The 14,158-nt window shown below is 64.6% G+C and carries 12 protein-coding genes and 1 pseudogene; 11 read left to right on the top strand and 2 right to left on the bottom strand.

Features of this window, described 5'->3' with window-relative positions; genetic code table 11:
• Nucleotides 1-171 precede the first annotated feature (171 nt).
• From yghU to ACGLHT_RS28170, 6 genes are all read left to right on the top strand, one after another.
• Nucleotides 172-1,014 (top strand): glutathione-dependent disulfide-bond oxidoreductase, encoded by an 843-nt coding sequence (yghU, locus tag ACGLHT_RS28195; protein ID WP_137163804.1) that lies wholly within the window; start codon nt 172-174, stop codon nt 1,012-1,014.
• A 263-nt stretch (nt 1,015-1,277) separates the two neighbouring features.
• Nucleotides 1,278-2,981, top strand: a complete 1,704-nt coding sequence (locus ACGLHT_RS28190) for an amidase (protein WP_075045118.1) — start codon at nt 1,278-1,280, stop codon at nt 2,979-2,981.
• Nucleotides 2,982-3,222: 241 nt separating this feature from the next.
• A complete protein-coding gene (locus ACGLHT_RS28185; protein WP_137163803.1) occupies nt 3,223-3,897 on the top strand; it encodes a transcriptional regulator in 675 nt (224 codons plus the stop codon).
• Nucleotides 3,894-4,811, top strand: a complete 918-nt coding sequence (locus ACGLHT_RS28180) for a pyridoxal-phosphate dependent enzyme (RefSeq protein WP_137163802.1) — start codon at nt 3,894-3,896, stop codon at nt 4,809-4,811. The genes ACGLHT_RS28185 and ACGLHT_RS28180 overlap by 4 nt, the downstream gene beginning before the upstream one ends.
• A 368-nt stretch (nt 4,812-5,179) precedes the next feature.
• The gene (locus ACGLHT_RS28175) at nt 5,180-6,277 is read left to right on the top strand and encodes a carboxynorspermidine decarboxylase (RefSeq protein WP_137163801.1); all 1,098 of its coding nucleotides are present in this window, start codon (nt 5,180-5,182) and stop codon (nt 6,275-6,277) included.
• Nucleotides 6,278-6,308: 31 nt separating this feature from the next.
• A complete protein-coding gene (locus tag ACGLHT_RS28170) occupies nt 6,309-7,553 on the top strand; it encodes a saccharopine dehydrogenase family protein (protein ID WP_003248123.1) in 1,245 nt (414 codons plus the stop codon).
• Between the two features lie 156 nt (nt 7,554-7,709).
• Here the strand turns inward: ACGLHT_RS28170 and ACGLHT_RS28165 are convergent, their stop codons facing one another.
• Together ACGLHT_RS28165 and ACGLHT_RS28160 are read right to left on the bottom strand one after the other, a co-directional pair.
• The gene (locus tag ACGLHT_RS28165; RefSeq protein ID WP_075045114.1) at nt 7,710-8,756 is read right to left on the bottom strand and encodes a class I SAM-dependent methyltransferase; all 1,047 of its coding nucleotides are present in this window, start codon (nt 8,754-8,756) and stop codon (nt 7,710-7,712) included.
• Nucleotides 8,757-8,876: 120 nt separating this feature from the next.
• A pseudogene (locus tag ACGLHT_RS28160) lies at nt 8,877-9,008 on the bottom strand (type 1 glutamine amidotransferase domain-containing protein); the annotation flags it as partial.
• 122 nt (nt 9,009-9,130) lie between these two features.
• Here ACGLHT_RS28160 and ACGLHT_RS28155 point away from each other — a divergent pair.
• From ACGLHT_RS28155 to ACGLHT_RS28135, 5 genes are read left to right on the top strand one after another with little or no spacing between them, the layout of a single operon-like run.
• Entirely contained in the window at nt 9,131-10,468 is a 1,338-nt protein-coding gene (locus ACGLHT_RS28155) for a UDP-glucose/GDP-mannose dehydrogenase family protein (protein ID WP_085663659.1), read from the top strand.
• Nucleotides 10,456-11,430: an NAD-dependent epimerase/dehydratase family protein gene (locus ACGLHT_RS28150; protein ID WP_137163798.1), complete on the top strand. Its 975-nt coding sequence runs from the start codon at nt 10,456-10,458 to the stop codon at nt 11,428-11,430. Before ACGLHT_RS28155 ends, ACGLHT_RS28150 begins: the two co-directional genes overlap by 13 nt.
• Nucleotides 11,431-11,464: 34 nt before the next feature.
• Nucleotides 11,465-12,208 (top strand): glycosyltransferase family 2 protein, encoded by a 744-nt coding sequence (locus tag ACGLHT_RS28145; protein WP_274120909.1) that lies wholly within the window; start codon nt 11,465-11,467, stop codon nt 12,206-12,208.
• Nucleotides 12,205-12,477 (top strand): lipid-A-disaccharide synthase N-terminal domain-containing protein, encoded by a 273-nt coding sequence (locus ACGLHT_RS28140; RefSeq protein WP_025338958.1) that lies wholly within the window; start codon nt 12,205-12,207, stop codon nt 12,475-12,477. Before ACGLHT_RS28145 ends, ACGLHT_RS28140 begins: the two co-directional genes overlap by 4 nt.
• Nucleotides 12,478-12,480: 3 nt before the next feature.
• Nucleotides 12,481-14,001, top strand: a complete 1,521-nt coding sequence (locus ACGLHT_RS28135; RefSeq protein WP_274120908.1) for a glycosyltransferase family 39 protein — start codon at nt 12,481-12,483, stop codon at nt 13,999-14,001.
• The last annotated feature ends 157 nt before the right edge of the window (nt 14,002-14,158 follow it).

Here is a 14,158-nt window from a genome sequence, read left to right as displayed (position 1 = left end):
ATAGCCCAGCATAGAACCGGCCTGGGCTGCACCGGATGAAACCTGGATGAAACCGAAGTCATGCACTTCACGCCCGCGCCCTATGCATTTGCGCTTTTCGTCGAACCCGTGGCATAGATGCAGGTCCACGTCTCTACGTGACCGTTTCGCGCCAATGAAGGAGATTCATGCATGAGCAAGCCCGCCTACGTGCCACCAAAGGTCTGGCGCAACGACGCAGCGTCCGGCGGCCAGTTCGCCAGCATCAACCGCCCGGTTGCCGGCCCGACTCACGACAAGGACCTGCCGCTGGGCAAGCACCCGCTGCAGCTGTACTCCCTGGCCACGCCCAATGGCGTCAAGGTCACCATCGCCCTCGAAGAGCTGCTCGCGCTGGGCCACTCGGGCGCCGAATATGATGCCTGGTTGATCCGCATTGGCGAGGGCGACCAGTTCTCCAGCGGTTTTGTCCAGGTCAACCCCAACTCGAAGATCCCCGCCCTGCTCGACCGCAGCGTCGAGCCGCCGGTGCGGGTGTTCGAGTCGGGTTCGATCCTGCTGTACCTGGCGGAAAAGTTCGGTGCCTTGCTGCCGAAAGCCCCAGCTGCACGCACCGAAAGCCTGAACTGGCTGTTCTGGCAAATGGGCGCGGCGCCTTATCTGGGCGGCGGCTTTGGCCACTTCTACGTGTATGCGCCGGAAAAGTTCGAGTACGCGATCAACCGCTTCACCATGGAAGCCAAGCGCCAGCTGGATGTGCTCGACCGGCGCCTGGCCGAAAGCCGCTACCTGGGCGGCGAGGAATACAGCATCGCCGACATCGCCGTGTGGCCGTGGTATGGCCAGCTGGTGCGCGGCAACCTGTATGGCGCGGCGGAGTTCCTGGCGGTGGACGAGTACCCGAATGTGCAGCGCTGGGCCGAGGAGATTGCCTTGCGCCCGGCGGTGCAGCGTGGCACACGGGTGAACCGGACCTGGGGGGATGAGGCCAGCCAGGTGCCGGAGCGGCATGCAGCGGCAGACCTGGACGGTTGACGCGGCCCCCTTGTGGGAGCGGCCTTGCGTCGCGAAAGGGGTGCGAAGCGCCCCCAGGGTCTTCGTATGACAGTGAAATAATTGGGGCCGCTTTGCGGCCCTATCGCGACACAAGGCCGCTACAAGGGTTCGCGCCGGGCTTAAGAGGCTCGACAATGCCCGCCTGCAAAAAACCATTTGCCCCCGCGCAAACCTGCGCCCGCCAAGCCCTTCTTGTACACTCCTCGCATTAGCCCCCACCTGCACATTTTTTTGGTGAACGCATGATCGAGGTAACCGAGGTTTCCATTGCCGAGCTGCGCGATGCGCTCGAGTCGGGCCGCACGACGGCGGTCGAGCTGGTCCAGGCCTACCTGGCGCGCATCGACGCCTACGATGGCGCCGACACCGCCACTGCCCTGAACGCCGTGGTGGTGCGCAACCCCGAGGCGCTGAAAGAGGCCGAAGCCTCCGACGCCCGTCGCGCCAAAGGCCAGGTCCTGAGCCCGTTGGACGGCATCCCTTACACCGCCAAGGACAGCTACCTGGTCAAAGGCCTGACCGCTGCCTCCGGCAGCCCGGCCTTCAAGGACCTGGTGGCCCAGCGCGACGCCTTCACCATCGAACGCCTGCGCGCCGCCGGCGCCGTGTGCCTGGGCAAGACCAACATGCCGCCCATGGCCAACGGTGGCATGCAACGCGGCGTGTATGGCCGCGCCGAAAGCCCGTACAACGCCAACTACCTGACCGCACCGTTCGCCTCGGGCTCGTCCAACGGTGCCGGCACCGCCACCGCTGCCAGCTTCAGTGCCTTCGGCCTGGCCGAAGAAACCTGGTCCAGCGGCCGTGGCCCGGCGTCAAACAACGGCCTGTGCGCCTATACCCCGTCGCGCGGGGTGATTTCGGTGCGTGGCAACTGGCCGCTGACACCGACCATGGACGTGGTAGTGCCGTATGCCCGCACCATGGCCGACCTGCTGGAAATCCTCGACGTGGTCGTAGCCGACGACGCCGACAAGCGCGGCGACCTGTGGCGCCTGCAACCTTGGGTGCCAATCCCGGCGGCTTCGACGGTGCGCCCGGCTTCGTACCTGGACCTGGCCGTGGATGCCAGCGCGCTCAAAGGCAAGCGCTTTGGCGTGCCACGCATGTACATCAATGCCGATGCCGAGGCCGGTACTTCCGAGAAGCCTGGCATCGGCGGCCCGACTGGCCAGCGCATCAACACCCGCGCCACGGTGATCGACCTGTGGCAGCAGGCCCGCCAGGCACTGGAGGCGGCTGGTGCCGAAGTGCTGGAAGTGGACTTCCCGCTGGTGTCCAACTGTGAGGGCGACCGCCCGGGCGCACCGACCGTGTACAACCGCGGCATCGTCAGCAAGGAGTTCCTGCATGACGAGCTGTGGGAGCTGTCGGGGTGGGCCTTCGACGACTTCCTGCGCGCCAACGGTGACCCCAGGCTCAACCGCCTGGCCGATGTCGACGGGCCGCAGATCTTCCCCCACGACCCGGGCACCCTGCCCAACCGTGAGGACGACCTGGCCGCCGGCATGGACGAGTACGTCAACATGGCCAAGCGTGGCCTGAAGACCTGGGACCAGATCGAGACCCTGCCCGACGGCCTGCGCGGCCTGGAGCAGACCCGCAAGATCGACCTGGAAGACTGGATGGACAACCTGGGCCTGGACGCGGTGCTGTTCCCCACCGTGGCCGACGTGGGCCCGGCCGATGCCGACGTCAACCCGGCATCGGCGGACATCGCCTGGAGCAACGGCATCTGGGTGGCCAACGGCAACCTGGCGATCCGCCACCTGGGCGTGCCGACCGTGACCGTGCCGATGGGCGTTATGGCCGATATCGGCATGCCGGTGGGGCTGACCTTTGCTGGCCGGGCTTACAGCGACAATGCGCTGCTGAGCTTTGGTGCGGCCTTCGAGGCGACCGGGTCGCGGCGGATGATCCCACCGCGTACTCCGGCCCTGGGCTGAGTACTGGGGCTGCATCGCCGCCTATCTACCTCGATGCGCAATTCCTGTAGGAGCGGCCTTGTGTCGCGATAGGGCTGCAAAGCAGCCCCAACAATCTGAGCTTGTACGCTGAAATCCTGGGGCTGCTTCGCAGCCCTATCGCGACACAAGGCCGCTCCTACAGGGCTGTGCAGTCCACAATAGATCGTAAAATTCAACTTTATGTGTAAAAATACACAAAACGTTGATTTTACGATCTGCCATGCCTATCACCCCAAGCGAAGAACGCCAGCTCACTCTCACCGTCCTCAAGGCCGCCATCCAGGCCCTGGGCAGCGTTGCCGCACGCAACATGGAAATCCTCCTGCACGACCTCGACCACCCGGAACACTCCGTGGTGGCGATCGTCAACGGCCACCTTTCCGGCCGCAGCGTCGGTAGCCCGATCCTCGCCGCCCCGGAACAGGACCAGGGTTTCAAGGCACTGATGCAGGCCTCGGCCGATCAGCACGGCTGTGAGCCGGTGGTGCTGCCCGATTACCCCACCACGCTGAAGGGCCGCACGCTGCGCAGCGCCACGGCCATCTTCCGTGACAGCAACGGCCACCCCTTCGCCAGCCTTTGCGTCAACACCGACGTCACCGGCCTGGATGCTGCCATGAACTTTCTTCAGCAGTTCCAACCGCTGGGGGCCACACCTGCCGTCAGTGAGCCCGCCGACATGGAACTGCTGATGAGCGAGATAATCCAGGCATCCCTGCAGCGCAGCGGCCAGGGACGGATGAACAAGCAGGCCAAGGTCGAGGCCGTGCGCGTGATGCAGGAGCGTGGCCTGTTCATCGTCAAGGGCGGCGTGGAAAAGGCCGCCAGCGCCCTGGGTGTGACCCGCTACACCGTTTACAACTACCTCGAGCAACTGCGCGGAGCCAGCCAATGACCTTGCATATTCATACCCCCCTGATCGAATCCCGCCCGCTGTCGCTGGCCGCGGGCAGCAACGTCTGGCTCAAGCTCGATGCCCTGCAGCCCTGCGGCTCGTTCAAGCTGCGCGGCGTGGGCCACGCCTGTGAGGTGCACCATGCCCGTGGCGCGCGGCATTTCGTGTCTTCCTCCGGCGGCAACGCCGGCCTGGCAGTGGCCTATGCCGGGCGCAAGCTGGGCGTGCCGGTGACCGTGGTAGTGCCCGAGACCACCACCGAGCGGGCCAAGGACCTGCTGCGCCTGGAGGGCGCCAAGGTGGTGGTGCATGGTAGCTCCTGGCAGGAGGCCAACGCCCTGGCGCAGACCTTGGTCGGCCCGGATGACGCCTTCATCCACCCATTCGACGACCCGCTGCTGTGGGCCGGGCATGCCAGCCTGGTGGATGAAGTCGCCGAGGCCGGCGTGAAACCGGATGCCGTGGTGTTGTCGGTAGGCGGCGGTGGTTTGCTCAGTGGTGTGGTCGAGGGGCTACAGCGCAACGGCTGGGGCGATGTGCCGGTGCTGGCGGTTGAAACCGAGGGCGCGGCATCGCTGCATGCGGCCATGCAGGCGGGGCATTCGGTGGAGCTGGAACGTATTGCCTCGGTGGCGACCTCGCTGGGGGCCAAGCGTGTGGCTGACCAGGCGCTGGTATGCGTAAAGGAGCATCCGGTGCACAGCCATCTGGTCACTGACCGCGCGGCGCTGGAAGCCTGCGAACGGTTCCTGCTGGACCATCGCGTGCTGGTGGAGCCTGCCTGTGGGGCGGCTTTGGCGTTGGCCTATGCACCGGGCGCCCTGGCGCAGTACCAGAATGTGCTGGTGGTGGTTTGTGGCGGGGCAACCGCCACGCTGGAGCAGATCCAGGCGTGGTTGCAGCAGGTTGATTGAGGTTGCCTGTACCGGCCTCTTCGCGGGTAAACCCGCTCCCACAGATTGGACTGCACAGGATTGAAGTAGCAACAGGACTGTGCAAGGTTTGAAGCAAGCGCAGCCCCTGTGGGAGCGGGTTCACCCGCGAACACGGGCGTAGCCCGTGCCATCCAGCACAGAACGTTGCTCATCGGATTCTCCTTGCGGCACCCGGCTGCTGATTACGATAGTCACATGCCGCTGTTCTACTGAGCCCGCCGCAACCGGAAAAATCCTCTCGCAACAGCGTCAACCACGACGAAATGCGTAACCCACCCTTTCGGTCTGCGGCAAGTGAAGGCACAATGCGTGTCCTTTTTTTGGCCGGCCTGGCCGGGGGCCTTTAAATGATCAAGACGCCGTACTACCTCATCGATAAAACCAAGCTGCTGGGCAACATGGAGAAGATCGCCTACGTGCGCGAACACTCCGGTGCCAAGGCGCTGCTCGCCCTCAAGTGCTTTGCCACCTGGTCGGTCTTCGACCTGATGCAACAGTACATGGACGGCACCACCTCTTCGTCGCTGTACGAGCTCAAGCTCGGCCGCCAGAAGTTCGCCGGCGAAACCCACGCCTACAGCGTGGCCTGGGCCGACGACGAGGTCGAGGAAATGCTCGAGAACTGCGACAAGATCATCTTCAACTCGATCGGCCAGTTGCAGCGCTTCGCCGAACAGTCCGAAGGCAAGGTCCGTGGCCTGCGCGTCAACCCGCAGGTCAGCAGCTCCGACTACCTGCTGGCAGACCCTGCCCGCCCGTTCAGCCGCCTGGGCGAATGGGACCCGGCCAAGGTCGAACAGGTGATCGAGCAGATCTCCGGCTTCATGTTCCACAACAACTGCGAGAACGGCGACTTCGGCCTGTTCGACAAGATGCTCACGCACATCGAAGAGCGCTTCGGTCACCTGCTGCACAAGGTCGAGTGGGTAAGCCTCGGTGGCGGCATCCACTTCACCGGTGAAGACTACGCGCTGGACGCCTTCTGCGCGCGCCTGAAAGCCTTCTCGGAAAAATACGGCGTGCAGGTGTACCTGGAGCCGGGCGAAGCAGCCATCACCAACAGCGCCTCGCTGGAAGTGACCGTGCTCGACACCCTGTACAACGGCAAGCACCTGGCCGTGGTCGACAGCTCGATCGAAGCGCACATGCTCGACCTGCTGATCTACCGCCTCAACGCCAAGATGGCCCCCAGCGACGGCGCGCACACCTACATGGTCTGCGGCAAGTCGTGCCTGGCCGGTGACATCTTCGGCGAATACCAATTCGATCGTCCGCTGGCCATCGGTGATCGCCTGTCGTTCGTCGACGCGGCGGGTTACACCATGGTCAAGAAAAACTGGTTCAACGGTCTGAAAATGCCATCCATCGTGGTCAAGCAACTCGACGGCAGCGTCGAAGTGGTGCGCGAGTTCGGTTTCGAAGACTACGTTTCCAGCCTGTCGTAAGACCGGCTTTCAGTAAGGAGCAAGGGATAAATTGAAGAAGAACGTTCTTATCATTGGTGCAGGAGGTGTCGCCAAGGTGGTGGCCCACAAGTGCGCGCAGCATAACGACGAACTGGGTCGTATCGCCATCGCGTCACGGAACATCTCCAAATGCCAGGCCATCATCGACAGCGTCAAGGCCAAGGGTAGCCTCAAGGTACCCGCCGACATCCAGGCCTTCTCGCTCAATGCCCTCGATGTCGAGGCAACCAAGGCGCTGATCCGCGAGACCGAATCGCAGATCGTGATCAACGTTGGTTCCGCCTTCCTCAACATGTCGGTGCTGCGTGCCTGCATCGATACCGGTGTCGCCTATCTGGACACCGCCATCCACGAAGAGCCGGGCAAGATCTGCGAGACCCCGCCGTGGTACGGCAACTACGAGTGGAAACACCTCGAAGAGTGCCAGGCAAAGAACATTACCGCCATTCTCGGCGTCGGTTTCGACCCGGGTGTGGTGAACAGCTACGCCAAGCTGGCGCAGCAACAGTATTTCGACAGCATTGACTCGATCGACATCCTCGACGTCAATGCCGGTTCGCATGGCAAGTACTTCGCCACCAACTTCGACCCGGAAATCAACTTCCGCGAGTTCACCGGGCAAGTGTGGAGCTGGCAGAACAGCCAGTGGACCAGCAACACCATGTTCGAGGTCAAGCGTACCGACGACCTGCCGGTGGTAGGTTCGCAGAACCTGTACCTGACCGGCCACGATGAAGTTCACTCGATTTCGAAGAACCTCAACGTGCCGAACGTGCGTTTCTGGATGAGCTTCGGCGAGCACTACATCAACGTGTTCACCGTGCTGAAGAACCTGGGCCTGCTCTCCGAGCAACCGGTGAAAACCGCCGAAGGCCTGGAAGTGGTACCACTGAAAGTGGTCAAGGCCGTGCTGCCGGACCCAGCCTCGCTGGCCCCGGGCTACACCGGCAAGACCTGCATCGGTGACCTGGTCAAGGGCACCAAGGATGGCCAGCCGCGCGAAGTGTTCATCTACAACGTGGCCGACCACGAAGAAGCCTACGCCGAGACCGACAGCCAGGGTATTTCCTACACCGCTGGTGTACCGCCAGTGGCTGCCGCCCTGCTGGTCGCCCGTGGCGAGTGGGATGCCAAGCGCATGGTCAACGTCGAGGAGCTGCCAGCAGAGCCGTTCCTCAAGGCGCTGGACGTGATGGGCCTGCCGACCCGCGTCAAGGATGAAAAAGGCGATCGTCCCTGGGACGCTGAAGCCTAAGCAGCAAGACAGAGGGGGCGCCATCAAGGCGCCCCTTCTGTTTTTGCAGGCCCGGCCTCTTCGCGGGCACGCCCGCTCCCACAGGGTTTTCGCCGGCCTCAGGTGGGGCCCTGTGGGAGCGGGCGTGCCCGCGAAAGGGCCGGCACAGGCTTACCTCTACTTCCGAGCCTCCAGAATCAGGTTGAACGGTGTCTGCGTCGCCCGCCGGAACCGACCAAACCCCGCCTCCTCGAACACCGCCCGCAACCGCGCTTCCCCTGCCTGCGCACCCAGCCCCAACCCCACCTCCTGCGACAACGAGTTCGGCGTGCAGATAAACGTCGACGCCGCATAGAACAAGCGCCCGACCGGTGTCAGATTGCCCTCCAGCGAATCCTCGGCATAAGGCTCCACCAGCATCACCGTGCCGTCGGCCTTCAACGCACGGTAGGCATGCTTCGCAGCCCCCACCGGGTCGCCCATGTCGTGCAGGCAATCGAAGAAGCACACCAGGTCATGGTCATGCCCCGGGTAGTCCTTGGCGCTGGCCTGCTGGAAGCTCACCCGCCCCGCCAACCCCGCCTCACGCGCACGCTCGTTGGCGGTGGCGATGGAAGGCCCGTGGTAGTCGTAGCCGACGAAGGTGGATGCCGGGAACGCCTGGGCCATGACCAGCGTGGAAGCGCCATGCCCACAGCCCACATCCGCCACCTTGGCGCCCGCCTGCAGCTTGGCCACCACGCCCTCCAGCGCCGGTAGCCATTCGGCCACCAGGAAGGTGCGGTAACCCGGCCGGAAGAACCGTTCGGTGCCGCTGAACATGCAGGGGTGATGGTCGCCCCAGGCCAGCCCGCCATCGCCGCGCATGGCCGCGACCAGCTTGTCCTTGTCGTGGAACAGCGCGGCCACCACCGCCGCACCACCGGCCATATAGGCCGGGGAATCCTCCAGTGCCAGGGCCATGGCCTGCTCTTCAGGCAACACGAAACGGCCCTTGTCATGCACCATGTAGCCCGAGGCGGCCTGGGCGCTGAGCCATTCGCGCACTAGCCGCGGGTGGCAGCCGGTCTTTTCCGCCAGCGCCTCGGGGGTGGTCGGCTGGCTGTCGGCCATGGCCCGGTACAACCCCAGCTCATCACCGAGAATCACGTTGGCCAAGGTCGCCGCCGCGCCCATGTCGCCCACCAGCTTGCCCATGAAGTCGTGAAGCCTTGCCTCGTCCATGACCTGCCCTCCTCTGCAAAGAAGGCCATCGCCAGCGAGGGACATCCGCTCCGGGGAGGCGGTGGTCGGTTGAATGGTATGGGCCTGCCGAGCGTTGCCCGATGCAGACCACTTGTAAGTCTAGATGCCTTGATCAGAGGGCTTTGCCTGCCCTGCCAACTTTTCCAGCAGTACCTTGGCCAGCGCCTTGTCCGAGAACGGGTTCTGCCCGGTGATCAGTTCGCGGTCCACCACCACATTCGGTTGCCCCCTTGCGGCGCTGGTTCCGCCAGCAGCTGTGGAACGTCGCCCAGGAAGCAGCGGCCTGCGCAAGTAACAATATCTAAACAACGTTGTGACATTTTTTTTCAGCTTTCTCGCCAAGGAGCTGTCAAATGAAGGTCACGGTTTTCGGTACCGGCTATGTCGGCCTCACCCAGGCAGTGTGCCTGGCCCAGGTGGGGCACTCGGTGTTGTGCATGGATGTCGACGCCGAGCGGGTCGCCAGCCTCAATGCAGGCCATTGCCCGATCTTCGAGCCCGGCCTTGCGCCGATGCTGGAGAAGAACCTGGCCTGCGGTCGCCTGCGTTTCACCACCGACGCCAGCGAAGCGGCCAACTATGCCAGGTTGCAGTTCATTGCCGTCGGCACCCCGCCCCAGGCCGATGGCAGCGCCGACCTGAAGCACGTGTTTGCCGTGGTCGACAGCATCCTCGAACATGCCGACGGCCCCAAGCTGATCGTCAACAAATCCACCGCGCCGGTCGGCACGGTGCACCGCATCAAGGCGCGCATCGCCCAGGCCGTGGCCGATACCAGCCGCTTCCACGTCGTCAGCAACCCCGAGTTCCTAAAGGAAGGCTCGGCAGTCGATGACTGCATGCGCCCGGAGCGCATCATCATCGGTGGCGCGGAGCCTGCCGAGGTAGAGCTGCTGCGCGAGCTGTACCTGCCGTTCAGCCGCAACCGCGAAAAGCTCATGGTCATGGATGCGCGCAGCGCAGAGCTGACCAAGTACGCGGCCAACTGCATGCTGGCGACCAAGATCTCGTTCATCAACGAAATCGCCAACCTGGCCGAGCACCTGGGCGCCGATATCGAAATGGTGCGCCGTGGCATCGGCTCGGACCCGCGCATCGGCTACGACTTCATCTATGCCGGCTGCGGTTTTGGCGGCTCGTGCTTCCCCAAGGACCTGCAAGCCCTGCGCCGCAGCGCCGAGGCCGAAGGCTTCGAGCCGCAACTGCTACGTGCGGTGGAGTCGGTCAACGAGCAGCAAAAGGGCCGGCTGTTCAGCAAGATCCAGCGCCACTACCCACGCGGCCTGCGGGGCAAGGTCTTCGCCTTGTGGGGGCTGTCGTTCAAGCCCAATACCAATGATATCCGCGAGGCCTCCAGCCGGGTCCTGCTGGAAGCGCTGTGGGCCGCCGGCGCGCGGGTGCAGGCCCATGACCCGCAGGCCATGGAAGAAATCCAGCGGCACTATGGCCCGCGCGCCGACCTGCAACTGGTGCCGTGCAAGGACGATGCTCTGCACGGCGCCGATGCCCTGGTGATCGTCACCGAATGGCAGGATTACCGCGTGCTCAACCTGGACAAGGTGCCGCAACAGCTGGCCGACCGGGTGGTGTTCGACGGGCGCAACCTGTTCGAACCCGAACACATGGCCGCCGCCGGCCTGACTTACTACGGCATCGGCCGTGGCCAGGTGCAGCCAGCATGCCCGTACTGATTACCGGCGTGGCCGGCTTCATCGGCTACCACGTTGCGCGGCGCCTGTGCGAAGCAGGCATCGAGGTGGTCGGCATCGACAACCTCAATGCCTACTACAGCGTCCAGCTGAAGCTGGCGCGCCTGCAGAAGCTGTTCGGCTTTGCCAATTTCCGCTTCCATACCCTCGACATCGCCCACCCGAGCGAACTGCAGCAGCTGTTCGCCGGCCAGGCGTTCAGTGAGGTGATCCACCTGGCGGCCCAGGCCGGGGTGCGCTATTCGCTGGACAACCCCGGCGCCTATGGCAAGGCCAACCTGGTCGGCTTTCTCAACATCCTCGAGGCCTGCCGCCAGCAGCCGCCCCGCCACCTGATCTATGCCTCCAGCAGTTCGGTGTACGGCGCCAACGCCAAGCTGCCGTTCAGCGTCGACGACCCGGTCGAGCAACCGTTGTCGCTGTATGCCGCCAGCAAGCGCGCCAATGAACTGATGGCGCACAGCTACGCACACCTGTACCAGCTGCCGACCACCGGCCTGCGCTTCTTTACCGTATACGGCCCCTGGGGCCGCCCCGACATGGCGCCGTTCAAGTTCACCCGCGCCATGCTCGAGGGCCGGCCGATCGAGGTCTACAACAACGGCCTGATGGGGCGCGACTTCACCTACATCGACGACATCGTCGAGAGCATTGTGCGCCTGCGCCTGAAGCCGCCACTGTCGGCCGAGGGGCAACCGCCCTGCCAGCTGTTCAACATCGGCCGAGGTCAGCCGGTACGGCTGCTGCACTTCGTCGAATGCCTGGAGCATGCCTTGGGCATCAAGGCCCGACGCGACTACCTGCCGCTGCAAGCAGGTGATGTGCTGGAAACCTGGGCCGACGTCGGCTCGCTGGCACGCTGGATCGACTACACCCCCGGCACATCGCTGGAACACGGCGTCAACGCCTTCGTTGGCTGGTACCGGGATTTCTACCGGGTCTGAGCCGCGCAATCACAACAAGATCACAGGTAGCCTCATGACAGATCCACTTGACCTCTCGGTGCTCATTCCCGCCAGGAACGAGGTCGACAACCTGCCGTCACTCTTGATGGAAATACGCACCGCGCTGGCGGCCGAAGACCATGAAGTACTGGTGGTCGATGACGGCAGCAGCGACCGCACCCTGAGCGTACTGCTGCAACTGAAAAGCCAGGGATACACGCAACTGCGCATCCTCCGTCACGAGCGCTCGCTGGGCCAGAGCACCTCGCTGTGGCATGCCGCCCAGGCTGCGCGCGGGCGCTGGCTGGCGACCCTGGACGGGGACGGCCAGAACGACCCGGCGGACATCCCCGGCATGCTGGCCCTGGTGCGCGCCAGCCAGGACCTGGCCGGCGGCGTCAAGCTGGTGGCCGGGCACCGGGTCAACCGCCGCGACAGCGCCAGCAAACGCTGGGCCTCGCGGCTTGCCAACGGCCTGCGCAGCCGCTTGCTCAAGGACGCCACGCCAGACACCGGCTGCGGGCTGAAACTGATCGAGCGCGCGGCCTTCCTGCGCCTGCCCTACTTCGACCACATGCACCGCTTCATCCCGGCGCTGATCCTGCGCCACAACGGCCGCATGCTGGTGCACCCGGTCAACCACCGGCCACGTCAGGCCGGGGTGTCCAAGTACGGCAACCTGGACCGCGCCCTGGTCGGCATCCTCGACCTGTTCGGGGTCTGGTGGCTGATCCGTCGCACCCGCCTGGACACGCGCCCCCAGGAGTTCGAAGGATGACCCGCGAAACCCTGTGGCTGGTCATCGGCTTCGCCGGCCAGGCCGTATTTACCGGGCGCTTCGTGTTGCAGTGGCTGTACAGCGAGTTCAAGCGCCGCAGCGTGATCCCGGTGGGCTTCTGGTACCTGAGCATGCTCGGCAGCGCGCTGCTGCTGACCTACGCCATCTATCGCCAGGACCCGGTGTTCATCATCGGCCAGAGCTTCGGCTTCCTGGTCTACCTGCGCAACCTGCAGCTGATCGCCCGCCACCAGGAACAGAAGGAATAGCCCTTGCCTAGGTTCAACACGCTCGGGGCCGAACGCCTGGCCCTGATTGCCCTCGCGGTGTTGCTGGTGGGCGCGGGTATCGGCTGGCGCCAGCCGATGAACGTGGATGAAGAACGCTTTCTCGGCGTCGCCCTGGAAATGCTGCAGAGCGGCAACTGGTTCATCCCGCACCGGGCGGCGGAAATCTACGGCGACAAGCCGCCGCTGTTCATGTGGACCGTGGCCCTGTTCAGCCACCTCACCGGCTCGCCCAAGGTTGCCCTGTACCTGCCTGGGCTGCTGTCGGCGGCGACCATTACCTGGGTGCTGCATGACCTGGGGCGGCGCCTGTGGAACCGACGCATCGGCGTGATCGCCGCCTTGTTGTTCCTGGCCACCTACCAGAGCTACAGCATCCTGCGCACCGGGCAGATCGACAGCTTCCTGTGCCTGTGGGTGGCACTGGGTTTCTACGGCATGCTGCGCCACTTGCTGCTCGGGCCGGCCTGGGGCTGGTTCTACCTGGCTTGCGCGGCCATGGGCATGGGCATTATCAGCAAGGGCGTGGGCTTTGTCCCGGCGCTGCTATTGCTGCCCTATGCCTGGGCGGTGCGGCACCGCTGGCACGGGGTGGTGGCCATGCCCGGCCAGGGTTGGCGCTGGAGCCTGGGGCTGGCGTGGCTGCTGGCCGGTTGCGCGGTGTGGCTGCTGCCATTGCTGGTTTCGATCGCCCATGGTGGTGGCGCGGCGGAGCTGGCCTACCTGAAGGAAATACTCCTGCGCCAGACCGCCAGCCGCTATGCCAATGCCTGGGACCATCGCGAACCGTTCTGGTACTTCTTCGTCAAGGTCATCCCCAAATACTGGCTGCCACTGGTGCTGGCCCTGCCCTGGCTGGTACCGGCCTGGCGCCGGCAGCTGCAAAAACGCGACGGGCGCTTTCTGCTGCTGCTCGGCTGGGTGGTGCTCGTGCTGTTGTTTTTCAGCCTCAGCAGCGGCAAGCGCAAGCTGTATATCTTCCCGGCGCTGCCGGGCCTGGTGCTGGCCATCGCGCCACTGCTGCCGTGGCTGCTCAAGCGCTGGCTGCAGCGCCGGCCAGCCTGGCGCAAGGCGTTCACTGCCGTGGCCCTGGCATGGTTCGCGCTGTGGTTCGCACGCGGCTTCGTCGAGCCGCTGAAGGAAGGCCGCAACCCGCATGAAACATTGATGAGTGAAGCCGCGCGGGCCACCGGCGGCGCCGAGTTGGTGCTGGTCAACTGGCGCGAGGGGCATTGGCTGTTTGCCCGGCAACCCATCGTGCACTTCGGTTTCACCGGCCAGCCCAAGGCGGACGCGGCCGCTTACTGGCTGCGTCACAACCCCACGGCCTTCGCCCTGGTACCGGCTTCGGAGCTGGGCCGCTGCTTCAGTGCCGACAAGGCACGCAGGCTGGGCGAGACCTCGCGCGCAGAGTGGTATGTGGTCGGTGCCGATGCCGATAACGGCCAGTGCCAGGCCACGGCCCCCAGCCACGTGTATCACTTCGCCTGGGCGGGCTCGCCTTAGTGCCTGCCAACGTTTCTGCAGGACTTCGCGGGCACGTTTGCTCCCAAAGGTTTGGCGCCGACCTCAGGCTACGCGCTAACCCTGTGGGAGCGGCCTTGTGTCGCGAAAGGGCCGCAACGCGGCCCCAGGATTGATGCGCAATAGTTGAAATTGCTGG

This window comes from Pseudomonas sp. PsB (assembly GCF_043658375.1).
GTDB lineage: Bacteria > Pseudomonadota > Gammaproteobacteria > Pseudomonadales > Pseudomonadaceae > Aquipseudomonas > Aquipseudomonas putida_Z.
Note: the sequence above shows the minus strand (reverse complement) of the source record. Positions and strands in the feature narration are given on the sequence as shown.

What these genes read in the sequence shown, in the direction of transcription:
- ACGLHT_RS28185 (WP_137163803.1), top strand. Translation starts at nt 3,223, where the DNA reads ATGCCTATCACCCCAAGCGAAGAACGCCAGCTCACTCTCACCGTCCTC.
- ACGLHT_RS28155 (WP_085663659.1), top strand. Translation starts at nt 9,131, where the DNA reads ATGAAGGTCACGGTTTTCGGTACCGGCTATGTCGGCCTCACCCAGGCA.
- ACGLHT_RS28180 (WP_137163802.1), top strand. Translation starts at nt 3,894, where the DNA reads ATGACCTTGCATATTCATACCCCCCTGATCGAATCCCGCCCGCTGTCG.
- yghU (WP_137163804.1), top strand. Translation starts at nt 172, where the DNA reads ATGAGCAAGCCCGCCTACGTGCCACCAAAGGTCTGGCGCAACGACGCA.
- ACGLHT_RS28145 (WP_274120909.1), top strand. Translation starts at nt 11,465, where the DNA reads ATGACAGATCCACTTGACCTCTCGGTGCTCATTCCCGCCAGGAACGAG.
- ACGLHT_RS28140 (WP_025338958.1), top strand. Translation starts at nt 12,205, where the DNA reads ATGACCCGCGAAACCCTGTGGCTGGTCATCGGCTTCGCCGGCCAGGCC.
- ACGLHT_RS28150 (WP_137163798.1), top strand. Translation starts at nt 10,456, where the DNA reads ATGCCCGTACTGATTACCGGCGTGGCCGGCTTCATCGGCTACCACGTT.
- ACGLHT_RS28165 (WP_075045114.1), bottom strand. Translation starts at nt 8,756, where the DNA reads ATGGACGAGGCAAGGCTTCACGACTTCATGGGCAAGCTGGTGGGCGAC.
- ACGLHT_RS28175 (WP_137163801.1), top strand. Translation starts at nt 5,180, where the DNA reads ATGATCAAGACGCCGTACTACCTCATCGATAAAACCAAGCTGCTGGGC.
- ACGLHT_RS28190 (WP_075045118.1), top strand. Translation starts at nt 1,278, where the DNA reads ATGATCGAGGTAACCGAGGTTTCCATTGCCGAGCTGCGCGATGCGCTC.